Annotated in this window: 24 protein-coding genes; 14 read left to right on the top strand and 10 right to left on the bottom strand. The window is 73.0% G+C overall.

Annotation, left to right across the window (positions count from 1 at the left end; genetic code table 11):
- Positions 1-31 precede the first annotated feature (31 nt).
- Together KUM32_RS24660 and KUM32_RS24655 are read right to left on the bottom strand one after the other, a co-directional pair.
- Positions 32-796: a VOC family protein gene (locus KUM32_RS24660; protein ID WP_217144135.1), complete on the bottom strand. Its 765-nt coding sequence runs from the start codon at positions 794-796 to the stop codon at positions 32-34.
- Positions 797-945: 149 nt separating this feature from the next.
- On the bottom strand, positions 946-1338 hold the full coding sequence (locus tag KUM32_RS24655; protein ID WP_217144134.1) for a VOC family protein: 393 nt from the start codon (positions 1336-1338) through the stop codon (positions 946-948).
- A gap of 74 nt (positions 1339-1412) precedes the next feature.
- Here KUM32_RS24655 and KUM32_RS24650 point away from each other — a divergent pair, with 74 nt between their 5' ends.
- Positions 1413-1952: a GNAT family N-acetyltransferase gene (locus KUM32_RS24650; protein ID WP_217144133.1), complete on the top strand. Its 540-nt coding sequence runs from the start codon at positions 1413-1415 to the stop codon at positions 1950-1952.
- Between the two features lie 3 nt (positions 1953-1955).
- Here KUM32_RS24650 and KUM32_RS24645 read toward each other — a convergent pair whose 3' ends face one another.
- Entirely contained in the window at positions 1956-2639 is a 684-nt protein-coding gene (locus tag KUM32_RS24645) for a glycerophosphodiester phosphodiesterase family protein (protein WP_217144132.1), read from the bottom strand.
- A 228-nt stretch (positions 2640-2867) separates the two neighbouring features.
- Here KUM32_RS24645 and KUM32_RS24640 point away from each other — a divergent pair, with 228 nt between their 5' ends.
- The 4 genes from KUM32_RS24640 to KUM32_RS24625 all read left to right on the top strand — a co-directional run bounded on the left by KUM32_RS24640 (position 2868) and on the right by KUM32_RS24625 (position 6804).
- Positions 2868-4265 carry a DUF6421 family protein gene (locus KUM32_RS24640; RefSeq protein ID WP_217144131.1) on the top strand — a complete coding sequence of 466 codons (1398 nt, stop codon included), beginning with the start codon at positions 2868-2870 and terminating at the stop codon, positions 4263-4265.
- 59 nt (positions 4266-4324) lie between these two features.
- Entirely contained in the window at positions 4325-5071 is a 747-nt protein-coding gene (locus KUM32_RS24635; RefSeq protein WP_217144130.1) for an SDR family oxidoreductase, read from the top strand.
- Positions 5068-6138, top strand: coding sequence for a low specificity L-threonine aldolase (locus tag KUM32_RS24630; protein WP_217144129.1), 1071 nt, complete (start codon positions 5068-5070; stop codon positions 6136-6138). Before KUM32_RS24635 ends, KUM32_RS24630 begins: the two co-directional genes overlap by 4 nt.
- Before the next feature lie 87 nt (positions 6139-6225).
- Positions 6226-6804: a transglutaminase domain-containing protein gene (locus KUM32_RS24625; RefSeq protein ID WP_217144128.1), complete on the top strand. Its 579-nt coding sequence runs from the start codon at positions 6226-6228 to the stop codon at positions 6802-6804.
- 19 nt (positions 6805-6823) lie between these two features.
- On the opposite strand, the gene KUM32_RS24620 is transcribed toward KUM32_RS24625, so the two are convergent.
- Complete coding sequence (locus KUM32_RS24620) at positions 6824-7552, bottom strand: 1-acyl-sn-glycerol-3-phosphate acyltransferase (RefSeq protein ID WP_217144127.1); 729 nt, start codon at positions 7550-7552, stop codon at positions 6824-6826.
- Between the two features lie 393 nt (positions 7553-7945).
- On the opposite strand from KUM32_RS24620, the gene KUM32_RS24615 reads away from it, so the two are divergent.
- The 5 genes from KUM32_RS24615 to KUM32_RS24595 all read left to right on the top strand — a co-directional run bounded on the left by KUM32_RS24615 (position 7946) and on the right by KUM32_RS24595 (position 12428).
- Positions 7946-8281 carry a thioredoxin family protein gene (locus KUM32_RS24615; protein WP_308408711.1) on the top strand — a complete coding sequence of 112 codons (336 nt, stop codon included), beginning with the start codon at positions 7946-7948 and terminating at the stop codon, positions 8279-8281.
- A 145-nt stretch (positions 8282-8426) separates the two neighbouring features.
- The gene (locus KUM32_RS24610; protein ID WP_217144126.1) at positions 8427-8936 is read left to right on the top strand and encodes a flavin reductase family protein; all 510 of its coding nucleotides are present in this window, start codon (positions 8427-8429) and stop codon (positions 8934-8936) included.
- 231 nt (positions 8937-9167) lie between these two features.
- A complete protein-coding gene (locus tag KUM32_RS24605; protein WP_217144125.1) occupies positions 9168-9956 on the top strand; it encodes an electron transfer flavoprotein subunit beta/FixA family protein in 789 nt (262 codons plus the stop codon).
- Positions 9957-10012: 56 nt separating this feature from the next.
- Positions 10013-10975, top strand: a complete 963-nt coding sequence (locus tag KUM32_RS24600; protein WP_217144124.1) for an electron transfer flavoprotein subunit alpha/FixB family protein — start codon at positions 10013-10015, stop codon at positions 10973-10975.
- Positions 10976-11129: 154 nt separating this feature from the next.
- A complete protein-coding gene (locus tag KUM32_RS24595) occupies positions 11130-12428 on the top strand; it encodes an aldolase/citrate lyase family protein (protein ID WP_217144123.1) in 1299 nt (432 codons plus the stop codon).
- On the opposite strand, the gene KUM32_RS24590 is transcribed toward KUM32_RS24595, so the two are convergent.
- Both KUM32_RS24590 and KUM32_RS24585 read right to left on the bottom strand, forming a co-directional pair.
- Positions 12409-13206 carry a hypothetical protein gene (locus KUM32_RS24590; RefSeq protein ID WP_217144222.1) on the bottom strand — a complete coding sequence of 266 codons (798 nt, stop codon included), beginning with the start codon at positions 13204-13206 and terminating at the stop codon, positions 12409-12411. The genes KUM32_RS24595 and KUM32_RS24590 overlap by 20 nt on opposite strands.
- 530 nt (positions 13207-13736) lie before the next feature.
- Positions 13737-14813 (bottom strand): LacI family DNA-binding transcriptional regulator, encoded by a 1077-nt coding sequence (locus KUM32_RS24585; RefSeq protein ID WP_217144122.1) that lies wholly within the window; start codon positions 14811-14813, stop codon positions 13737-13739.
- A 220-nt stretch (positions 14814-15033) separates the two neighbouring features.
- Here KUM32_RS24585 and KUM32_RS24580 point away from each other — a divergent pair, with 220 nt between their 5' ends.
- The 3 genes from KUM32_RS24580 to KUM32_RS24570 all read left to right on the top strand — a co-directional run bounded on the left by KUM32_RS24580 (position 15034) and on the right by KUM32_RS24570 (position 17949).
- The gene (locus KUM32_RS24580; protein WP_217144121.1) at positions 15034-15987 is read left to right on the top strand and encodes an ROK family protein; all 954 of its coding nucleotides are present in this window, start codon (positions 15034-15036) and stop codon (positions 15985-15987) included.
- A gap of 573 nt (positions 15988-16560) precedes the next feature.
- Positions 16561-16752 (top strand): hypothetical protein, encoded by a 192-nt coding sequence (locus KUM32_RS24575; protein WP_217144120.1) that lies wholly within the window; start codon positions 16561-16563, stop codon positions 16750-16752.
- A gap of 153 nt (positions 16753-16905) precedes the next feature.
- Positions 16906-17949 carry an NUDIX hydrolase gene (locus tag KUM32_RS24570; protein ID WP_217144119.1) on the top strand — a complete coding sequence of 348 codons (1044 nt, stop codon included), beginning with the start codon at positions 16906-16908 and terminating at the stop codon, positions 17947-17949.
- A gap of 2 nt (positions 17950-17951) precedes the next feature.
- On the opposite strand, the gene KUM32_RS24565 is transcribed toward KUM32_RS24570, so the two are convergent.
- Both KUM32_RS24565 and KUM32_RS24560 read right to left on the bottom strand, forming a co-directional pair.
- On the bottom strand, positions 17952-18656 hold the full coding sequence (locus tag KUM32_RS24565) for an MBL fold metallo-hydrolase (RefSeq protein WP_217144118.1): 705 nt from the start codon (positions 18654-18656) through the stop codon (positions 17952-17954).
- 74 nt (positions 18657-18730) lie between these two features.
- Positions 18731-20086 carry a dipeptidase gene (locus tag KUM32_RS24560; RefSeq protein ID WP_217144117.1) on the bottom strand — a complete coding sequence of 452 codons (1356 nt, stop codon included), beginning with the start codon at positions 20084-20086 and terminating at the stop codon, positions 18731-18733.
- A 132-nt stretch (positions 20087-20218) separates the two neighbouring features.
- Between KUM32_RS24560 and KUM32_RS24555 the strand changes: the two genes are divergently transcribed.
- Positions 20219-21553, top strand: coding sequence for a geranylgeranyl reductase family protein (locus KUM32_RS24555; RefSeq protein WP_217144116.1), 1335 nt, complete (start codon positions 20219-20221; stop codon positions 21551-21553).
- Positions 21554-21706: 153 nt separating this feature from the next.
- Here KUM32_RS24555 and KUM32_RS24550 read toward each other — a convergent pair whose 3' ends face one another.
- Together KUM32_RS24550 and KUM32_RS24545 are read right to left on the bottom strand one after the other, a co-directional pair.
- Positions 21707-21991 carry a DUF6332 family protein gene (locus KUM32_RS24550; protein WP_217144115.1) on the bottom strand — a complete coding sequence of 95 codons (285 nt, stop codon included), beginning with the start codon at positions 21989-21991 and terminating at the stop codon, positions 21707-21709.
- Between the two features lie 133 nt (positions 21992-22124).
- Positions 22125-22868, bottom strand: a 744-nt coding sequence (locus tag KUM32_RS24545; protein WP_254406065.1) for a maleylpyruvate isomerase family mycothiol-dependent enzyme, incomplete at its 5' end; no start/stop codon positions are given.

Raw genomic sequence — 22868 nt, 5'->3', positions numbered from 1 at the left:
CCCTCGCGCGTCCTCCGGTGTGCCGGGCGGCTCAGCACTCGTCGCCCGCGCGGTACACGCCGAACATCGCGCCCTGCGGGTCGCGCAGGACCGCGAGGCGCGGTCCGTCGGGCACGGAGGTGGGCACCATGAGCACGGTGCCGCCCCCCTCGGTCGCGTCGGCGGCAGCGGTGTCCACGTCCGTCACCGCGAAGTACGGCAGCCAGTGCGCGGGTACCTCGTGCGGGAACTTGTCGTCCATCGTCACCATGCCGCCGAAGTCCGCCCCGTCGATCCCCCACCGGGGGTAGCGCTCGGAGGCGCTGACGCTCCAGCCGAAGACCGTGGTGTAGAAGTCGGCGGCCCGGTCCGGCTCCCGGGTCAGCAGTTCCACCCAGCCCAGCGAGCCGGGGGCGTTGAACAGCCCGGCACCCCGGAACGACCGTCCCTGCCACAGATGGAAGACCGCGCCCGTCGGGTCCACGGCCACCACGAACCGGCCCGAGTCGTAGACGTCCGTGGGGCCCTGCGGCACCTCCCCGCCGGCCGCCGTCACCTGCCGTACGGCGGCGTCCGCGTCGCGCACGGCGAACGCCACGTTCCACTCGACCGGCCCCGCCTGCCGGTTCAGCGGCGCCAGGGCGGCGACCGCCGCGTCACCGAGGCGGACGATCGTGTAGCCGCGGTCCTGCTGCCGCGGGTCCGTCTCGGGGCGCCAGCCGAACAGCCTCGTGTAGAAGCGTTCGGCTGCGTCCAGGTCGCTGGTCCCCAGCTCGGCCCAGCAGGGTCCGCCGGTCACCGGTTCGTGCAGCTTCATCGTGTGGGGCGTCCTTCCGCCGAGCCGCGGCCGTCCGTCCCCAGCACGCTAAGGCCGGGACCGGGCGGCGGCCATCCGGCCCGCACCGGCGTGGAGGCGCGCGGGTGACCGGGCGGTGGGCAGCGGACGGTCGCCGGTTCGGGGCCGGTTCAGATCCCGGGCCGGTAGCGCAGCGGGTGCTCCGCGGGCACCTCCACCAGCACGATCTGCGTGCCGTCCGGGTCCGCGATCCACATCTCCACCAGCCCCCACGGCTCCTTGACCGGCGGCCGGACGATCTCGACGTCCTTCGCGCGCAGCTCGTCGTGGGCCGCTGCCGCGTCCTCGACCTGGAGCCACAGCTTCAGCGCGGGCGAGAGGGGAGCCTCGGAACGCCCGGAGACCTCCAGGAAGCCTCCGCCGAGGAAGTAGACGGTGCCCCGCTCGGGACCGGTGCCGAACTCCCGGTGGACGGCGAGCCCGAGTTGCCCGCCGTAGAAGGCGCGGGAGCGGTCCGGGTCGGTGGGGCGGAGCAGGGTCCGGCTGCTGAGTACGTGCACCATGCGTCCGGAGCCTAACGGCAGCGTTACCCTCGTCCGTGCCGCCCCGCGCCCGAGAACGAACCGGAGACGCCCGCATGGACACCACCGCCACCCCCCTGACCTACCGCGACGCCACCGAGGCGGACGTGGACGCGATCGTCGCGCTCGTGGAGTCCGCGTACCGCGGCGAGTCCAGCCGCGCCGGGTGGACCACCGAGGCGGACATCCTCCAGGGGCAGCGCACGGACCCGGAGGGTGTGCGGGAGGTCGTCGAGGCACCGGACAGCCGCCTGCTGACGGTGGAGCGGGACGGCGGGATCGTGGCCTGCTGCCAGCTCGAGCACCGCGATGGACACGCCTACTTCGGGATGTTCGCCGTCAGCCCGGAGCTCCAGGGCGAGGGCCTCGGCAAGACGGTCATCGCGGAGGCGGAGCGGCAGGCCCGCGAGGCGTGGGGCGTGACGGAGATGCACATGACCGTGATCTCCGTACGAGAGGAGCTCATCGCCTGGTACGAGCGCCGCGGCTACCGCCGTACGGGAGAGATGACCCCCTTCCCGTACGGCGACGAGCGCTTCGGCATCCCGCGCCGCGACGACCTGCGGTTCGAGCTGTTGGTCAAGCCGCTGGCGTGACGCTCAGGCCGTGAAGCGGCCGGTGCGCTTGATCTCCGGGTAGTCGGTCGTCGCGCCGTCGAGGCCCAGGGCGCGCACCAGCCGCAGCTGGTCCTGGGTGTTCACGGTCCAGGAGAAGACCCGCAGGCCGGCCTCGCGGGCCCGCTGGACGATCTCCAGCGTGATCCGGTTGATGTCCAGGCACAGCGTCCCGGCCCCGGCCTCGACGGCGCGGTCCACGACGTCGGTGCCGTAGTACTGCGCGACCAGGGCGGTCCGTACCCCCGGCACGAGCCGGGCGATCTCGGCGACGGCCTCGTCGTGGAACGAGATCACCTCCACCCGGTCCACCAGATCCCGCCGGAGCATCACCTCGGCGAGCGTCCGCGCGGCCGCCACGTCCTTGATCTCGGCCTGCAGGGGCACCGACACGGCGTCCAGCACCTCCTCGAAGACCGGGACCCGCTCGCCGCGCCCCGCGTCCAGGGCGCGCAGCTCCGCCAGCGTCTTCTCGGCGATGGCGCCGGACCCGTCGGTCGTGCGGTCCACGTCCGCGTCGTGCATGACGACGAGGGCGCCGTCCTTGCTCAGGTGCAGGTCCAGTTCGACGACGTCGAGGCCGGCCTGCTCGGCGGCGACGAAGGAACGCAGGGTGTTCTCGGGTTCGACACCCATCACTCCGCGGTGACCGATGGTGAGGAAGTTCAAGGCTCGACTCGCTTCCGTCGACGGCGGCGATGGCAGGGCGGCAGCCTAACGGCCCTGCGGGACCGTTTCCCCTCCGCCGCGCCTGGTATCCGGACTCCGGCGTCCCACAGGAAGAAATGCGGTGAAGCCCCAGGTGAGGCAGGATAATTTACGGAGGCTCCCCTTGAAGGGAGGAACCTCGTATGCGTACGGTGTCCTGACTCAAGCTTCTCCCGTGGAGGATGGGACATGACGGAAATTCTTGCGCAGGTGGGTGTGGAGGAGAACATTCCTCCGGTGAGCAGGGTGGTGGAGCACCCGGCGTGGCCCGTGCTCAAGGATGCCGTGGAGCGGATCCGGCCATGGCAGTCCAAGGACGGGTCGATCGACTTCGATGCCGAGGGCGCACCCGGCCGGGCCACCGCCGAGCAGGCCGTGCGCCGTGTCGTGGAGGCCGTCCGGGAGCTGTCCCCGCTCCTCCCGCACGACCGCGCCTACCACGAGGCGCTGGTGACGGACCTCGGCCGCTGGGCCGACGGCGGTTTCCAGGTGCCCGACTTCCTCGACTCACTGCTGGCCTTCCAGCCCGCCGCGAACCGCACGGACGGCCTCCAGCACCTGGTCGTCTTCCCGATGTACACGCAGAACGGGAACCCGGACCGCAACCTCGAAGCGGTCGTGCTGCGCATGGTCTGGCCCGACTGGCTGGCCGAACTGGAGCGCACCCGCTACGACAACCCGCTGTTCTGCGGCATCACCTTCGAGGACTTCACGTCCGGCTACGACACCAACTCGGCCGTCCTCTTCCCGGAGACGATCGCCGTGCGCGAGGCGCCCGAGCGCTTCTCCTGGGGCGGCATCTTCTGCGACCGCGAGGCCGCCCGCTTCCGCCGGGTCACCGAGGCCGCCGTCGGCATCCTGGGCCTGGAGCTGCCCGAGGACGTCGCCGCCATGGTCCACGACCAGAAGCGGTGCGAGGAGGCCTTCGTCCTGTGGGACATGGTCCACGACCGCACCCACAGCCACGGCGACCTCCCGTTCGACCCCTTCATGATCAAGCAGCGCCAGCCGTTCTGGATGTACGGACTGGAGGAGCTGCGCTGCGACCTCACCGCCTTCAAGGAGGCCGTGAAGCTGGAGGCCGACGGCGTCCCGCAGGCGCGCGACGTGCAGTACGCGGTCCTCTTCGACCGCATGTTCCGCTTCCCGGTCACCGGCGAGCGCGTGCGCAACTACGACGGCCTCGGCGGCCAGCTCCTCTTCGCCTACCTGCACAAGCACGAGGTCGTCCGCTGGACCGACAACAAGCTCTTCATCGACTGGCAGCGCGCCCCGCAGGTCACCAACCAGCTGTGCGCCGAGATCGAGACCCTCTACCGCGACGGCATCGACCGCCCCAAGCTCGTCCACTGGTTCGCCGGCTACGAGCTGGTCTCCACCTACCTCGCCCCGCACCCGGGCTCGAAGTGGGCCAAGGGCCCCGACGCGCTGGACCTGAGCCTGCCGCCGCGCAAGCTCGTCGATGACGTGCTTCCGGACGAGTTTCCGCTCAGCATGTTCTACGAGGCCCTGTCCAAGAAGCTGAAGAACGTGATCGCCGCCACCAAGGGCATCACGGCGGACGGTGCCGAGCGGGCCGCCGCGTGAGTGACGGCACCGGCCCGCGGGAACAGGCACGACAGGCACAGGCTCGGGAGGCGAGGATCATGGGGAACGGGGCGCTCGACGGCGCGGTGATCGCGGTGGCGGGAGCGGGCGGACCCGCCGGACGGGCCGCACTGCTGCGGCTCGCCGAGGCGGGTGCGACGGTCGTCGGCTCGGACAACGACCCGGAGCGGCTGGCGGAGGCCGTCGACGCGGCGCGGTACGCGCACGGCGGCGCCACGGTCACCGGCGAGACGGTCGACCTGCTCGACCTGGACTCCACCCGGGCGTGGGCCGACCGCACCGAGAAGGAGTTCGGCCGCGTCGACGGCCTGGTCCACCTCGTCGGCGGCTGGCGCGGCAGCCAGAACTTCACCAAGACCGACCTCGGCGACTGGGACCTGCTGGAGAAGCTGCTCATCCGCACCGTGCAGCACACCTCCCTCGCGTTCCACGAAGCCGTCCAGCGCAGCCCCCGCGGCCGCTACGTCCTGGTCAGCGCCGCGGGCGCGACCAGCCCCACCGCGGGCAACGCCGCCTACTCGGCAGCCAAGGCCGCCGCCGAGGCGTGGACGCTGGCCATGGCGGACTACTTCCGCAAGGCGGGGGGCGAGCAGGGCCCGACATCCGCGGCTGCGATCCTGGTGGTGAAGGCGTTGGTGCACGACGCGATGCGCGCCGAGCGCCCCAACGCGAAGTTCGCGGGCTTCACGGACGTGCGTGACCTCGCCGAGGCCGTCGCCGGAGTCTGGGAGAAGCCCGCCGCGGAAGTGAACGGAAACCGTCTGTGGCTGACCGAGAAGCCGTGAACCCTCCGAAGACCGACGCGCGTCGCCACCACGACCCCGGGGTCCGCGGTTTCGCCAGTGACAACTACGCCGGCGCGCACCCGGAGGTGCTCGCCGCCCTGGCCCTGGCCAACGGCGGGCACCAGGTGGCGTACGGCGAGGACGAGTACACCGAGAACCTCCAGCGCGTGATCCGCAGCCACTTCGGGGCCGGAGCCGAGGCGTTCCCGGTCTTCAACGGCACCGGCGCCAACGTCGTCGCGCTCCAGGCGGTCACCGACCGGTGGGGCGCGGTGATCTGCGCCGAGAGCGCGCACATCAACGTCGACGAGGGCGGCGCCCCCGAGCGCATGGGCGGTCTGAAGCTGCTCACCGTGCCCACGCCGGACGGCAAGCTCACGCCCGAGCTGATCGACCGGCAGGCGTACGGCTGGGACGACGAGCACCGTGCGATGCCGCAGGTCGTCTCGATCACCCAGAGCACCGAGCTCGGCACGCTCTACACGCCCGACGAGATCCGCGCCATCTGCGAGCACGCCCACGCGCACGGCATGAGGGTGCACCTGGACGGCTCGCGGATAGCCAACGCCGCCGCCTCCCTGGACGTGCCCATGCGGACGTTCACCAACGCGGTCGGCGTGGACCTCCTCTCGCTGGGCGGCACCAAGAACGGCGCCCTGTTCGGCGAGGCGGTCGTGGTCCTCGACCAGGGCGCGGTGCGCCACATGAAGCACCTGCGCAAGCTGTCGATGCAGCTCGCCTCCAAGATGCGCTTCGTGTCGGTGCAGCTGGAGGCTCTGCTCGCCAAGGACCTGTGGCTGCGCAACGCCCGGCACTCCAACGAGATGGCCCAGCGCCTCGCCGAGGGTGTGCGCGCCGTGCACGGGGTGGAGATCCTCTACCCCGTGCAGGCCAACGCGGTCTTCGCCCGGCTGCCGCACGAGGTGAGCGAGCGTCTGCAGAAGCGGTTCCGCTTCTACTTCTGGGACGAGGCCGCGGGTGACGTCCGCTGGATGTGCGCCTTCGACACCACCGAGGACGACGTCGACGCGTTCGTGGCGGCGCTCAAGGAGGAGATGGCGCGCTGAGGCGAGGCGCACACCATCCTGCATAGGTATGCGATCACCTGGAAAGTCATTGACTGGTGGGTGATCGCGTTCCTATGCTCTGCGGGCATGGAGCTGATCCAGAAGACCCACGACCTGTCCGCCTACCTGGCCGCCGACGAGGTCATCGACCACCATCACCCCGGTGTGCGGGAGGTGGCCGGGCGGCTCGCCAAGGAGGCGGCGGACTCGTATGCCTATGCGCGGCTGGCCTTCGAGTTCGTGCGCGACACCATCCCGCACTCACAGGACTCCGGGGACCCGCGCGTCACCTGGCGCGCCTCCGACGTGCTGGAGCGGCGCACCGGCATCTGCTATGCCAAGGCCCACGCGCTGGCCGCGCTGCTGCGGGCCGAGGACATTCCGACCGCGCTGTGCTACCAGCGGTTCGACGTGGTGCACGGACTGGTCGCCGTACGGTTCGACGGGGCCTGGCACCGGCAGGACCCGCGCGGGAACAAGCCCGGCGTGAACGCGCAGTTCTCCCTGGGGCGGGAACGGCTGGCCTTCACGCCGGACACCGAGGCGGGGGAGGGGGACTACCCGGAGCTGTACGCCGCACCGCATCCGGTCGTGCTGGACGTACTGAAGGCGGCCACCGACCGACCGCACCTGTGGGCGACCCTCCCGGCCGCGCTGCCGTCGTAGCGGAGCGAACCGGCCGGGGTCAGTGCGCCTCGGCCGTGCGCAGCTGCTCGGGCGTCGGGGCCGTGCCGCCGAGGTGGGCCGGCATCCACCAGGTGTCGTCGGCACCCCGGGGGCGCACCGGATAGGCGCGCTGCGCGGCCTCCAGCAGCTCCTGCACACGCTCGCGCAGCCGGCGGGTGATGGCACCCGCGTACTGTTCGCGGGAGGCCTCCAGTGCCTCGCCGACCCGGATCGTGACCGGGGTGTGGCTGCGCTTGAAGTTGCGCGGGTGCCCCTTGGTCCACAGCCGCTGGGTGCCCCACACCGCCATCGGGACCAGCGGAACGCCCGCTTCCTGCGCCAGGCGCGCGGCGCCCGACTTGAAGCTCTTGAGCGTGAACGACTCGGAGATCGTCGCCTCCGGGAAGACCCCGACGATCTCACCGGAGCGCAGCGAGTCCAGGGCGTGCGCGTACGCCGCCTCGCCCTGCTTGCGGTCCACCGGGATGTGCTTCATCCCGCGCATCAGGGGCCCGGAGACCCGGTGCCGGAAGACCGACTCCTTCGCCATGAAGCGCACGAGCCGCTTCTGTGGCAGCGCCGCCAGGCCGTTGAAGATGAAGTCCAGGTAGCTGATGTGGTTGCTCACCAGCACGGCGCCGCCCGAGCGCGGGATGTTCTCCGACCCACGGCAGTCGATCTTGAGGTCCCACACCTTGAACATGGTGCGGGCGAGACCGATGACCGGGCGGTAGACGAGTTCTGCCATGGGCGGGTCGGGCCCTTCCTTCTCTGCCTGGGAAGGGGATTCCCAGTCGAAAGTTACGCAGCCGTAGGTTTTACGGCTTGTCGCAGATCGTGCCCCAAGAACGGCCGGTGTACCAGCCTTGGTGCCCGGCCGTGGCGAGATTCTCATCACGTCATCGGCCGTCGCGTGGCCGAATCGTGACGGCGAGGCGGGAATCTCCGCCGTCCCGCGAGCGCTGTCCTGTACGACGATCGGACTGGTGGGGTGCGCGAAGCGTGCCCACGGAGTGCCGCGGTGCGGCGGAACGGGGGCGCGCGGGTGCGCGGGCGGAGCGAGGGTGAGCGGCTCGATGCGACCGTTCCCCGGCACGGTGCGGCCGTTCCCCGGCACGGTGCGGCCGTTGCCCGGCACGGTGTGACCGGTCCGCCGCCGGGTGCGGCCGGTCTCCGGCTCGGCGCGGCCGACCTGGGCGCCGCACTGGGAGAACGCGCCACGCTCGTGCAGTTCTCCACCGCCTTCTGCGCTCCCTGCCGGGCCACCCGGCGGATCCTCGCCGAGGTCGCCGGCATGGTGCCGGGCGTCTCCCACGTCGAGATCGACGCCGAGGACCATCTGGAGCTGGTGCGCGCGCTCGACGTGCTCAGGACCCCGACCGTGCTGGTCCTCGACGCCGCCGGCCGCGTCGTGCGGCGCGCCGCCGGCCTGCCGCGCAAGGCGGATGTCATCGCCGCGCTGGGGGAGGCGGTGTGAGAGCCACCACGCCGGGCATGAGGCGCTGTCCACAGCTCTCACGTACCGGGGCGTACTTGACTGTGGGCGCCACCCGTCGCCAGCCTGCCCGTACGGCTCCGCTCCCTCCCTCCGGGGCGGGGCGCAACGCAGAAGGACATTCCGCATGACGGCCACCCCCGACCTCGCCGCGCCGCGGCTCGCCTCCGCCGACCTGCTGCGATCCGTCTTCCGGCGGCACGCGGCGGGGGTGGCCGTGATCACCGCGCCCGGGGAGTCCGGCCCGGTCGGGTTCACGGCCACGTCCCTCACCTCCGTCTCCACCGAACCGCCGATGCTCTCCTTCGGCATCGGCACCGGATCCTCCAGCTGGCCCGCGGTGTCCGCGGCCGAGCACGTGGGTGTCCATCTGCTCGGTGAGCACCAGCGGGACCTCGCGACCACCTTCTCCCGCAGCGGCGCCGACCGCTTCGGCGCGCCCACCGCCTGGCGGGAGGGCCCCGAGAGCGTGCCCGTGCTGGACGGCGTACTCGCCTGGCTCGTGTGCCGCGTCGTGGGCAGGGTGCCCGCCGGGGACCACCGCATCGTGCTGGCCGAGGTGCTTCTCGGTGATCCCACGGGCACCGGCCGTCCCCTGCTGTACCACCAGGGGCAGTACAACGGCCTGCGCGACTGATTCCCCTCAGGACGCCTCTCCGTGCGCCGCTGCGAAGCCGTCGGGTTCCGGTTACGCTGCGTTGCGAAGGTCACAGTTCAAAGCGCTTGCTTAGCGGGAATGAACTGGGTGTACTGACGAGTAATATTCCGGTCGGAGCGCGGACCGCCCCGACCGGGAGCGGCCGCTTGAGGCGCCTATGCTGCCTGCAAGCAGGCAGTACTGAAATGTCGATGCAGTAGGAGAGCCGGCGTGAGCTTGAGGATCGTTGTCACTGTGAAGTACGTGCCCGACGCCACTGGCGACCGGCACTTCGCCGATGACCTGACCGTCGACCGGGACGACGTGGACGGTCTGCTCTCCGAGCTGGACGAGTACGCGGTCGAGCAGGCGCTGCAGATCTCGGAGAATTCCGACGACGACGTGGAGATCACCGTCCTGACGGTGGGCCCGGAGGACGCCAAGGACGCCCTGCGCAAGGCGCTGTCCATGGGCGCGGACAAGGCGATCCACGTCGAGGACGACGACCTGCACGGCACCGACGCCATCGGCACCTCCCTGGTCCTGGCCAAGGCGATCGAGAAGGCCGGTTACGACCTGGTCATCTCCGGCATGGCCTCCACCGACGGCACCATGGGCGTCGTCCCCGCTCTGCTGGCCGAGCGCCTGGGCGTGCCGCAGGTGACCCTGCTCTCCGAGGTCTCCGTCGAGGACGGGACGGTCAAGGGCCGTCGCGACGGCGACGCCGCGTCCGAGCAGCTGGAGGCGTCGCTGCCGGCGGTCGTGTCGGTCACCGACCAGTCGGGCGAGGCCCGCTACCCGTCCTTCAAGGGCATCATGGCGGCCAAGAAGAAGCCGGTGGAGTCCTGGGACCTCTCCGACCTCGGCGTCGACGAGGACGAGGTCGGTCTCGAGAACGCCTACACCACGGTCGACTCCGCGGCCGAGCGCCCGGCGCGCACCGCGGGCACCATCGTCAAGGACGAGGGCGAGGGCGGGAAGCAGCTCGCCGAGTTCCTCGCGGGCCAGAAGTTCATCTGAGCCCCGGATTCGCCGACCGCCCCCTCACATCTCGCAAGCAGGAGAGAAGAAGTCCCATGGCTGAAGTTCTCGTCTACGTCGACCACGTGGACGGTGCCGTCCGCAAGCCCACGCTGGAGCTGCTGACCCTCGCCCGTCGCATCGGCGAGCCGGTCGCCGTGGCCCTCGGCAACGGCGCCGCCGACACCGCCGCCACGCTCGCCGAGCACGGCGCGGTGAAGGTGCTGACCCACGAGGCCGCCGAGTACGCCGACTACCTGGTCGTGCCGAAGGTGGACGCGCTGCAGGCCGCTCACGAGGCCGTCGCCCCGGCCGCCGTGCTGGTGCCGTCCTCCGCGGAGGGCAAGGAGATCGCCGCCCGCCTGGCGCTGCGCCTGGGCTCCGGCATCATCACCGACGCCGTCGACCTGGAGGCCGGCGACGAGGGACCGGTGGCCACCCAGTCGGTCTTCGCCGCCGCGTTCACCACCAAGTCCCGGGTCTCCAAGGGCACCCCGGTCATCACGGTCAAGCCGAACAGCGCGGCCGTAGAGCCGGCCCCGGCCGCCGGTGCGGTCGAGGCGCTGTCGGTGTCCTTCTCCGCCGCCGCGACCGGCACCAGGGTCACCGCGCGCACGCCGCGCGAGTCGACCGGCCGCCCGGAGCTGACCGAGGCCGCGATCGTCGTCTCCGGCGGCCGTGGCGTCAACGGCGCGGAGAACTTCGCGATCATCGAGGCCCTCGCCGACTCGCTCGGCGCGGCCGTCGGCGCCTCGCGCGCCGCGGTGGACGCCGGCTGGTACCCGCACACCAACCAGGTCGGCCAGACCGGCAAGTCCGTATCGCCGCAGCTGTACATCGCCTCCGGCATCTCGGGCGCGATCCAGCACCGTGCCGGCATGCAGACCTCGAAGACGATCGTGGCGATCAACAAGGACGCCGAGGCCCCGATCTTCGACCTGGTCGACTACGGCGTGGTCGGCGACCTCTTCGACGTCGTCCCGCAGCTGACCGAGGAAGTCAAGAGCCGCAAGGGCTGAGCAGCCCCCCGGACTCACGCCGAGGCCCCCGCGACCCTCCTGGTCGCGGGGGCCTCGGCGTCTGCCCAGGATGGTGTTGACCAGCGACGGGCCGCCAGATAACTTCGCTGTACGGATTACTGATTCCGTCCAGCGGAAAACAGGAGGGTGTGCGATGGGTCAGCAGGAGAAGGTGGCAACGAGCCTCGCGGGCGCCGTCGGCGAGGAGATCAGCGCCTCCCTCGCACCGGTCGACGCGGAGCTGGAGCGCCGCTACCCCGGGGACCCGGGCACCCGCCAGCCCGTCCACACGGTCTACGTACCCGGTGACGTCTTCGCCGCCGACACGATCCGCTCGTGGGGCGACCGCGCCCTCGCCGCCCTGGACGAACACGCCCCCGACGCCGCGTCCTTCGCCGCCGTCCTCGGCCTCGCCGACGACCTCGCCGAGCCGGTGTACTCCCGGGTGCGCGCCAAGCTGGAGCGCGAGCCGGTCGAGGACCTGCGCGTCGACTTCGAGGACGGTTACGGCAACCGCTCCGACGCCGAGGAGGACCAGGCCGCGGCCCGCGCGGCCCGCCTGGTCGCCGAGGCCTACGACCGGGGTACGGCGGCCCCGTACATGGGCATCCGCATGAAGTGCATGGAGGCCCAGGTGCGCGACCGGGGCATCCGCACCCTCGACGTCTTCCTCAGCGGCCTGACGGAGGCCGGCGGCCTGCCAGACGGGCTGGTCCTCACGCTGCCGAAGGTGACGTACCCCGAGCAGGTCACCGCCATGGTGCGGCTCCTGGAGGCGTTCGAGGAGGCACGTGGCCTGGAGCCCGGCCGGATCGGCTTCGAGATCCAGATCGAGACCAGCCAGTCCATCCTGGCCGCCGACGGCACCGCCGCCGTCGCCCGTATGATCCAGGCCGCCGAGGGCCGCGCCACCGGCCTGCACTACGGCACCTTCGACTACAGCGCTTGCCTCGGGGTGTCCGCCGCCCACCAGGCCAGCGACCATCCGGCCGCCGACCACGCCAAGGCGGTCATGCAGGTCGCCGCCGCGGGCACCGGCGTACGCGTCTCGGACGGCTCCACCAACGTCCTGCCGGTCGGTTCCACCGAGAAGGTCCACGACGCCTGGCGCCTGCACTACGGCCTCACCCGCCGCGCGCTGTCCCGGGCCTACTACCAGGGCTGGGACATGCACCCCGGCCACATCCCGACCCGGTACGCGGCGGTCTTCGCCTTCTACCGCGAGGGCTTCGAGCAGGCCGCCGCCCGTCTCGCCCGCTACGCGAGCCGCACCGGCGGCGATGTCATGGACGAGCCCGCCACCGCCAAGGCCCTCAGCGGTTATCTGCTGCGCGGCCTGGACTGCGGCGCCCTCGACATCGGCGAGGTCGCCCGGCTGACCGGCCTGACCCGCGCCGACCTGGAGGCCTTCGCGTCGCCGCGGCGGGGCGACCTCACGGCGTCGGCGCAGTAGGCGGCGACAGGGGCCCGGCAGGCGGCTCCTCGGTCCGGCCGGAGCGCACGTACCGCTCCAGGCCGGACGCCGTCACCCGCTTCTCCTCGACGAACAGCCGGGTGCCCCGCTCGCACAGCCGCCGGTCGGCCCGCGCCCGTGCGCAGAACTCCTCGGGCGTCACCCCGAACAGCTCGCGCAGCCGGGCCGACCCCCGCAGCAGCTCGGTGATCAGCGGGCGTTGTTCCCCCGGGTGCCGGCGGGGTGCCCCTGTGCCGTCGTGCAGGACACCGTGGCGGTTGACGTAGGCGTACGCGCCGCGCAGCACCGTGCCGTCGGCCGTCTCGACGCGCACGTCGGGTGCGGGGAGCCAGGCCCGGTCGAAGTTGCCGGCCGCCATGGGCACGCCCTCGCTCGCGTCGATCACGGCGAGCTGCTCGGCGTCGAGCCAGAGGACGAACAGTTCCCGTACGACGCCCGGGGCGCGCACCGGTGAGGCGGACACATAGCCCATGCGGCTCACATGGGCGGAGATGCCGACGTCGACGCCGGTGACCCGGGTCTTGACCATCGGGATCGGCGAACCGATCCCGAACTCGGCCATCTTGTGGCGCAGCTGTCCCGGGCTCGCGTTCGAGCCGATCGCGAGCACGGGGACCCGGTCGGCGCCGTCCTCGTGCACCCACCCGTCCAGCGGCAGCAGCCGGTCCCCGTCCAGCAGTCCCGACTCCCGCGGCCATGCGCCCGGATACAGCAGCGGCTCCTCACGCGGCACACCGGCCAGCCCGAGCGCACGCAGCGTCCGGTCCTCGCCGGGGGGCTGAGCACGCGGGCGGTCGCCCGCCGGTGGCCCGGCAGCGGTCCGGTCCTCGCCGAGTGGCTTCGACACGGTGTGATTCCCTCCCGGTGGCGGTGTGGCGGTGTGGCGGTGTGGCGGTGTGGCGGTGGCGGAGGTCGTGCCGCGCCGGGTGGTGTCCGTGGCCGCTCGGTCGGACGCCGACGCGGTGGGGTCGTCAGCCGGTGGCGGCCGTGTCCGGCCGTCCGCGGTCTCGTGCCGGCCTTCTCGTGTCCGGCCTTCCCGGCCGTCCGCTCCAGCGCCGCCCGCCGGGCCCGTCGTGGGGTGCCGGAGCCGACGGGCCTTGCGCCTGCCGCCCGGCTCCGGCCCCGCGCGGGTTCCTCCCGGGGGCCACGGGGAGGGACCCGGCCACTTTCTCGGCCGACGGCTGGACGACGGTCCGCCCCGAGCGGCTGAGGCGGCCCGTGCGGGAGGGCCCGAGGGTGGCGCGGCTGCCCACGCGAGCCCACGCACAGTCCTCCGCCACGGGCCGCTCAGTCCGCCGGCGGCAACTCGCCCGAGCCCCGGGTGACCAGCCTGGTCGGCAGTTCGATGCGGTCGGGCGCGAGCAGCGTGCCGTCCAGTTGCCTGAAGAGCCGCTCGGCGGCGGTGCGGCCGAGGGCCGCCGCGTCCTGCGCGACCACGGTGACGCCCGGCTGGAGCAGGTCGGCGAGCTCGATGTCGTCGAAGCCGACCAGGGCCACGCCGCGGGCATGTTCGGCGAGCACGCGGATCACGGTGACCGTCACCCGGTTGTTGCCGGTGAAGATCGCGGTGACCGGATGGGGATCGGCGAGCATCTCCTCGGCCGCGCGGCGCACCCGCCGGGGAGCGGTGACGCCCAGCGACATCCAGGAGTCCTTCACCGGTATGCCCGCGTCCTCCATGGCGGCCCGGTAGCCGCGCAGCCGCTCGGCCGCGGTGTGGATGCGGGGCATGTCGCCGATGAAGCCGATCCTGCGGTGCCCGTGCGCGATGAGATGGGCCACGCCGTCACGGGCGCCGCCGAAGTTGTCGGACAGCACCACGTCCGCGTCGATCTGCCCCGCGGGCCGGTCCACGAACACCGTGGCGACGCCCGCCCTGAGCTCCGGCTCCAGGTACCGGTGGTCGTCGCCGGCGGGGATCACCACCAGTCCGTCCACACGCCGGGCGCACAGCGCGAGCACCAGCTCCTGCTCGCGGTCCGGGTCCTCCGCGCTGGACCCGTTGATCAGCAGGGCGCCGTGCGCGCGGGCCACCTCCTCCACGGCGCGGCTGAGCGGCCCGTAGAAGGGGTCGGCCAGGTCCTCCAGGACCAGCCCGATGCTGGCGGTACGGCCCTTGCGGAGCACCCGCGCGCTGTCGTTGCGGCGGAAGCCGAGGGCGTCGATGGCCTCCTGGACGCGGCGCTCGGTCTCCGGGGTGACGCCCGGCTCCCCGTTGACCACCCGGGAGACGGTCTTGAGCCCGACCCCGGCCCGGGCCGCGACGTCCTTCATGGTCGGGCGACTGCCGTAGCGGTTCCCGGGGAGGCGGTCTGCGCGGCGGGGCGTGTCGGGCACGGTGCGGTGTCCTGTCCTGTCGTCCACGGGATTGCGTCGGCTCCTGTCGTCCACAGGGATGCGTGGCTGATGCGCTTGTATGAGGATGTGGCGTCGAGCATAGAGCCTGGACAACGTTGTCAGATGCGGGAGACACTGTCCATCGCACTCTCCGGCCCCTGTCCCCACCGGGGGACCGGTCTGCTGCGTGCTCTTGTGTTCGTCCTTTTTCTTGCCTTTTCCGGTCCGACGGGGAGATCCGACTCTGATGCACACCGACCTCGTGGCTGCGCTGGACATCGGCGGCACCAAGATCGCCGGGGCGCTGGTGGACGGCCACGGCCGCATCCAGGCCCGCGCGCAGCGTGCGACGCCCGCCCAGGAGGACGGCGACACCGTGATGGGGGCCGTCGAGGCCGTGCTCGCGGAACTGGCCGCGTCGCCGCTGTGGGGGCGGGCCACGGCCGTCGGCATCGGCAGCGCCGGCCCGGTCGACGCCTCCGCCGGTACGGTCAGCCCGGTCAACGTGCCCGGCTGGCGCGGCTACCCGCTCGTCCAGCGGGTCCGTGCCGCCGCCGGTGACCTGCCCGTCGAGCTGATCGGCGACGGCGTGGCCATCACGGCGGCCGAACACTGGCAGGGCGCCGCCCGCGGGCACGACAACGCGCTGTGCATGGTGGTCTCGACGGGGGTCGGAGGCGGTCTGGTCCTCAACGGCCGGCTGCACCCCGGGCCGACCGGGAACGCCGGCCACATCGGCCACATCAGCGTGGACCTGGACGGGGACCCCTGCCCGTGCGGCGCGCGTGGCTGCGTGGAACGCATCGCGAGCGGCCCCAACATCGCCCGGCGTGCTCTTGACGCGGGCTGGCGCCCGGGTCCGGACGGCGACACCTCCGCCCAGGCGGTCGCCGCCGCCGCCCGCCTGGGCGACCCCGTCGCCGTGGCCTCCTTCGAACGGGCGGCGCAGGCCCTGGCCGCCGGCATCGCCGCCACCGCGACCCTCGCCGAGATCGACATCGCCGTGGTCGGCGGGGGAGTCGGCAAGGCGGGCGACGTGCTCTTCGCCCCCCTGCGCAAGGCCCTCACCGACTACGCGACCCTGTCCTTCGTGCAGCGCCTCACGGTCGTGCCCGCCCAGATGGGGACGGACGCGGGGCTGGTGGGCGCGGCTGCCGCGGCGCTCACGAGGACGACGGGCGCGACTCCGGCACGCGTCTGAGCCGAACGCGGGGCCGCCCGCGGTGCGGAGCGCGGCAGTACGCCGGTCCGCCCCGCCGCGGGTCGGTACTGGTCCGGGACCGGGCGCGGGCGGGCGAGCCGGCCGGCGCGGGTGCGGGGCGGCTTGGCGGGTCGGCGGTGGTCCGGAGCCTGGGCGAGCGGGAGTGTGCGAGGCCCGGATGTCACGAGCACGGGTCCGGGGCGGCGGTGGCCGGTCGGTGTTGAGCCGGGGCTGAGGGGGTGGTGGCCGGTGCGTGGGCGGGGCGGCCCGAGCCGGTCGGTGCCGGTCGGTGCCGGTCCGGGCCCGAGCGGGCGTGGGTGTGCGAGGCCCGGATGTCACGAGCGCGGGGCGTGGGTCCGGGGTGTCCGAGGCCGGCCGGCACGAGCGCGGGGCGTGGGTCCGGGGTGTCCGAGGCCGACCGGCACGAAGTCGGTCGGCACGCGGCCGGTTCGCGCCAGTCCGGTCGGTACGACACCGGGCGGCCCCGGGGCCGGGTGGGGCCTGTGTGGTCCGTTTTCGTGGCTTCCGCGTCCCGGGCCGTGACCCCGGCGCCGTGGCGCAGTTGGAGAAGGCATGAAGAAGCGCAGCATGCTCGCCATCGCCTCCCTCGCCACCGGTTTCGTCGTCGCGGCCGTCACTCCGTCCCACGCCGCCTCGGAGGGCCTCCCGCTCCATCTCGAGGTGGACCCCGTCGGCGTCGTCGAGGACACGGTCCACACCGAGAACCTCGCCCTGGACGACGACACCCTCAGGCAGCGGGGCTGACGCACACCGCCCACACGCACCATTCGGACCACGCGGCGCCGGCGCCCCTCCCCAGGGGCGCCGGCGCCGCTGCCGTACGTCCTCAACTGGGCCTGGTTTCCGTGGCAGGGTGAAGCGGGCAAGCCTCAGGGGGCCTACAGAAGAGGGGGACCTGTGACCGTCGTCTGGATCAACGGCGCGTTCGGTGCGGGGAAGACCACCACCGCACGGGAACTGATCGAACTGATCCCGAACAGCACACTCTTCGACCCGGAAGTCATCGGCGGCGCGCTCGCGCGTCTGCTGCCGCCCAAACGCCTCGCCGAGGTCGGTGACTTCCAGGATCTGCCGATCTGGCGCCGCCTCGTGATCGACACGGCGGCCGCCATGCTCGCCGAGCTCGGCGGGACCCTCGTGGTCCCGATGACCTTGCTGCGCCAGGAGTACCGTGACGAGATCTTCGGCGGTCTCGCCGCCCGCAGGATCGAGGTCCGGCACGTCCTGCTGACTCCGGCCGAAACGATCCTGCGAGAGCGGATAGCGGGCCGCGAGATACCGGAGGACCTGACCGACGGCGCGCTGAGCGTACGGCAGTGGTCGTACGACCACATGGAGCCGTACCGGGCCGCCCTCGCCTCCTGGCTGGCCGCCGACGCCCACCCGGTCGACACCGGCGCCCTCAGCCCGTACGAGGCCGCCGCCCGTATCGCCGAGGCCGTCGGCGCCGACGCCCTGCCCGCCTGTGACATCGTGCAGACGCCCGAGCCCACCGGCGAGACCCTCGCCGCCGGCGTCCTGCTCTTCGACGAACAGGACCGCGTCCTGCTCGTCGACCCCACCTACAAGCCCGGCTGGGAGTTCCCCGGGGGCGTCGTCGAACCCGGCGAGGCGCCCGCCCGTGCCGGGATGCGCGAGGTCGCCGAGGAGACCGGCATCCACCTCGACGACGTACCCGCCCTGCTGGTCGTCGACTGGGAAAAGCCCGTGCCCCCGGGCTACGGCGGTCTGCGGCTGCTCTTCGACGGCGGCCGGCTCGACTCCGCGGACGCCGGCCGGGTGCTGCTGCCCGGCCCCGAACTGCGTGACTGGCGCTTCGTCACCGAGGACGAGGCCGCCGGCCTCCTGCCCCCGGTCCGCTACGAACGCCTGCGCTGGGCCCTGCGGGCCAGGGAACGCGGGGCCGTACTGTATCTGGAGGCGGGCACCCCGGTCGGCTGACGTCAGCCCACCACCCCGTGGCGCCGCACCGCCTCCCGGAGCGCCTCCGCGGCCCGGTGGGTCACCGGCTCCCCGTGCCCGAAGCACGCCACCTCCGCGTCGAAGCCCGCCAATCGTCCGAAGGAGCCGACGGCCCGCTCCCGGTCGACGTTGAACACGCCGAGCATCACCCGGCCGTCGACCGGCGACGCGGCGACGGCGTCCCCCGTGAACAGCACGCCGTGACCCGGGAGGTGGAGCGCGATGCTGCCGTCCGTGTGACCGGGGACGTGGACGACCCGTGCCCCGCCGCCGAAGTCGAGGACGTCGCCGTCGGCCACCTCGGCGACCTTGGCGGGCCGGTCGAACCCGCCCCGCGGAAGCCGGCGGACGGCATCCGCGTGCAGGGGGCGCTCCCAGTCCTCGAAGACGGGCGGCGGGCCCGGCACCTCACCCCGTACGACGGGCGCCTCCAGCGCGTGGGCCACCACCTCGGCCCCGGTGAGCGCGGCGACCTCGCCCGCCCCGCCCGCGTGGTCCTCGTGGAAGTGGGTGAGGACGACACGCCGTACGCGTCCGGCGGCCCGTGCCGCAGCGGCGATCCGCGCCCCCGACCCGGCCGGCCCGGCGTCGATGAGCGTCAGCTCGTCGCCGTCGCGCCAGAGGTAGGCCTGGCCGACCGGGAAGCGCAACAGGTGCAGGCGGGGGAGGAGCTCGAAGACGTCCATGGCACGACCGTAGGCGGGACCCCGCCGGGCGGCGAGGATCCTCTGCCGACGGCAGAACGGTGGGCCCGGCCGGTTCAGCTCGCCGCGTAGTTGCGCAGGAACAGGGCCTCCGCCACCGACAGCCGCTCCAGCTCCTGCGGGGACACGCTCTCGTTCACGGCGTGGATCTGCGCCTCCGGCTCGCTCAGGCCGATGAGCAGGATCTCCGCCTGCGGGTACAGCGAGGCCAGGGTGTTGCACAGCGGGATGGAACCGCCCTGACCGGCGTACTGCATCTCCTGGCCCGGGTACGCCACCGCCATCGCGTCCGCCATGGCCTGGTACGCCGGGCTGGTGGTGTCGGCGCGGAACGGCTGGCCCTGTCCGATCTGCTCGACCTCCACCCGGGCGCCCCACGGCGTGCGGGCCTCCAGGTGCGCCCGGAGCAGCTTGGTGGCCGCGACGGCGTCCACGCCCGGCGGCACCCTCAGGCTCACCAGCGCGCGGGCGCTCGCCTGCACCGACGGGGTGGCACCGACGACCGGCGGGCAGTCGATGCCGAGCACCGTCACGGCCGGGCGGGCCCAGATGCGGTCGGCGACCGAACCGGAGCCGATCAGCTCCACGCCGTCGAGCACCCGCGCGTCCCGCCGGAACTGCTCCTCGTCGTAGGCCAGCCCCTCCCACCGGCTGTCCGTCGCCAGCCCGTCGACGGTCGTCGAACCGTCCTCGGCGCGCAGCGAGTCCAGTACGCGGATCAGGGCGGCCAGCGCGTCGGGCGCCGCGCCGCCGAACTGCCCGGAGTGCAGGTTGCCTTCGAGCGTGTCGACCTTCACGCGGACCAGCGTCATGCCGCGCAGCGTGGAGGTGACCGTCGGCAGACCGACCCGGAAGTTGCCCGCGTCGCCGATGACGACGGTGTCCGCCGCCAGCAGCTCGGGGTGCTGCTCGGCGTACCGCTCCAGACCGCCGGTGCCCTGCTCCTCCGAACCTTCGGCGATGACCTTGACGTGCACCGGCACGCCGCCGTTCGCCTTCAGCGCGCGCAACGCGAGCAGGTGCATCAGCACGCCGCCCTTGCAGTCTGCGGTGCCGCGCCCGTACCAGCGGCCGTCGCGCTCGGTCAGCTCGAACGGCGGGGTGGCCCAGCCGGCCTCGTCCAGCGGCGGCTGCACGTCGTAATGGGCGTACAGCAGCACCGTCTTGGCGCCCTCGGGGCCGGGCAGGTACCCGTACACCGACTGCGTGCCGTCCGGTGTGTCGAGCAGGTCCACGTCCTGGAAGCCCTCGGCCCGCAGCGCCGCCGCTATCCAGTTGGCGGCGCCCACGCTCTCGCTGCGCGGGAACTGGTCGAAGTCCGCCACCGACTTGAAGGCCACCAGCGCGGTGAGCTCCTCCTTCGCCCGGGGCATCAGGGCGGAGACGGTCTCGGCGACCGGATTCGACGACATGGGCACGCTCCTTGCGGGTGCGACGTTGTACCGATGAGTACGGGGATCCTCCCACAGTGGCCTGCGGCGATGCCCGCCGTAGGATGCGGGGGTCAGGTGCGGCATGCGGTTTGATCGGAGCAGTAGACCATCGTGAGCAGCGAGAACTCTTCGGCGGACGACACGCGTCAGGTCTGGGACGTCGTCGTGGTGGGCGCGGGACCGGCGGGGGCCTCGGCCGCCTACGCGGCGGCGGTCGCGGGGCGGCGCGTGCTGTTGCTGGAGAAGGCGGAGCTGCCCCGCTACAAGACGTGCGGCGGCGGCATCATCGGTCCCTCGCGCGACACCCTCCCGCCCGGCTTCGACCTTCCCTTCAGGGACCGTGTGCACGCGGTGACGTTCTCGCACAACGGGCGGTTCACCCGGACCCGGCGCTCCCGGCAGATGCTGTTCGGGCTGATCAACCGGCCCGAGTTCGACCAGCAGCTCGTCGAGCACGCGCAGAAGGCGGGCGCCGAGCTGCGTACCGGGGCGACGGTGACGCGGGTGGAGCAGCACGGGACGGCGGTGCCGGACCGGCGTACGGTCGCCGTCGTCCTGCAGGGCGGGGAGACGGTGCTGGCGCGGGCCGTCGTCGGCGCGGACGGCAGCGCCAGCCGGATAGGCGCGCACGTCGGGGTGAAGCTCGACCAGGTCGACCTCGGCCTGGAGGCGGAGATCCCGGTGCCCCAGACGGTCGCCGACGACTGGAAGGGACGGGTCCTCATCGACTGGGGGCCGATCCCCGGCAGTTACGGCTGGGTCTTCCCCAAGGGCGACACGTTGACGGTCGGTGTGATCTCGGCGCGCGGCGAGGGCGCCGCGACCAAGCGGTATCTGCAGGACTTCGTCGGACGGCTCGGGCTCGCCGGTTTCGAACCGAGCATCTCCTCCGGCCACCTGACGCGCTGCCGTGCCGACGACTCGCCGCTGTCGCGCGGCCGGGTCCTGGTGTGCGGGGACGCGGCGGGGCTCCTGGAGCCGTGGACGCGCGAGGGCATCTCCTTCGCGCTGCGCTCGGGGCGGCTCGCCGGAGAGTGGGCGGTGCGGATCTCCGAGGCGCACGACGCCGTGGACGCGCGCAAGCAGGCTCTGAACTACGCCTTCGCGATCAAGGCCGGGCTCGGGGTCGAGATGAGCGTCGGCAAGCGGATGCTGGCGATCTTCGAGCGCCGGCCGGGGCTCTTCCACGCGGCCCTGACCGGATTCCGTCCGGCCTGGAAGGCGTTCCGGGACATCACGCAGGGCTCGACCTCGCTGGGCGAGCTGGTCCGCGGCCATCCGCTGGCGCAGCGGGCGCTGGCGGCCATGGACCGCCGGCAGCCCGTGAGCGGGACGGGCTCCACGGAGGCCACGAGTTCCACGGGCACCGCCAGCACCGCGGCCGGCGCGGGAACCGCGAGCACCCCGGGTGGTGCGGGCCCGGCGCCCGACGAGGCCGGTTCCTGACCCGACAGCGGCGGACGGACGCCGCTCGCGCCCCGGCCCGCGCGTCCCGCGGCGCCCGGTGACGACGACACCGGCGCAGGCCACCGCGCCGGCCGGTCTCACCGAGCGCGAGGGCGCCGGGCGCCCGGGGCGGGCCCGACCGGTCGCGCCCGCCTACGAGTCGGGGTCGGTGAGGCCGGGCCTGCCGGGCTGACCGCCGTGCCCGAAGCGGACCAGCACGCTCACCACACGGCTGAAGAACACCACGACGGCCAGTGCCGCGCCGGAGCCGACGAGCACGTCCCGCGTACCGGCCGATAGCTCGAAGACGTAGGCCGGGCCCGCCACCGCTCCGAACAGCACGGCGGCCGCGAACGCCGCGCTGCACAGCGCGTATCCGATCTCGACCGTGATCGCGTCCCGCTCACCCTGCGTACGCCGTCCCCCGTGACTGGTCATATCGGCAAGTATCGCAGCCGTGGGTCCGGCGGGCCGTGCCGCGCCGGCCCTGCGCGCGCACGTGCTGCGCGCGGGCCGAGGACGAGCTCCGCCCCACCGGGCCGGCGTGCCTGGCCGCGGCCGGCCGTCCCGCTCAACTCCAGGTGATGCCCGACGTCGCGCGCCACAGCGCGGCGAGGGAGGCGTCCCCGGTCACCTCCGGGACCGGTCCCCGGTTCCACAGGGCCGGGTACAGCCGCGCGGCGGGCCCGGCCAGCTCGCAGTCGGCGTCCCCGGTGTCGTTCCGCTCCGTCACCGGGGGCCGCTGCGACAGCCGTACCGTCCACACGGCGCCGGGCACGTCCGTCGCCCGCACCCGCAGCGTGCGGGGTTCCTCGGTGCGGACGGCGCTCTTCGGGCGGGCGTGGAAGGCGCACAGCAACTCGTCGATGCCGTCGACCGCGAAGTCCGCCGCGCAGTGCGGCGCGAGGTCGCTGGGGTCGCCGCCCGCCGCCGACTCGGCGTCGATCCGGTGCACGGTCGTCTCGTGGGCCTGCCGCCGGGCCCAGAACGCGAGGGGGGAGGGCGCGGGCAGGAAGTGCCAGCAGCGCACGTCGGGCGCGGCGCCGGCCAGGGTGTCGACGAGCCGCCCGTGCCCCTCCTCGAACCAGGTCAGGAGCGCGGCGCCGTCGAGGTCGGGCAGCCCGTCGCCGGGACGGTAGGAGGTGTGTCCCTCGGCGACGAACGCCGTCGCCCAGCGGTGCACCATCCCCGTGTGCCGCAGCAGGTCCCGTACCCGCCAGCCGGGACACGTCGGCACCTCGGCGTCGGTGCCGGCCTTCTCGGCGGCCACGGCCAGCAACCGGCCCTCACGGTCCAGGACGTCGACGAACGCGGT

It is taken from the genome of Streptomyces sp. AC627_RSS907, from assembly GCF_019049165.1.
This window is presented reverse-complemented; position numbering and strand designations above follow the sequence as displayed.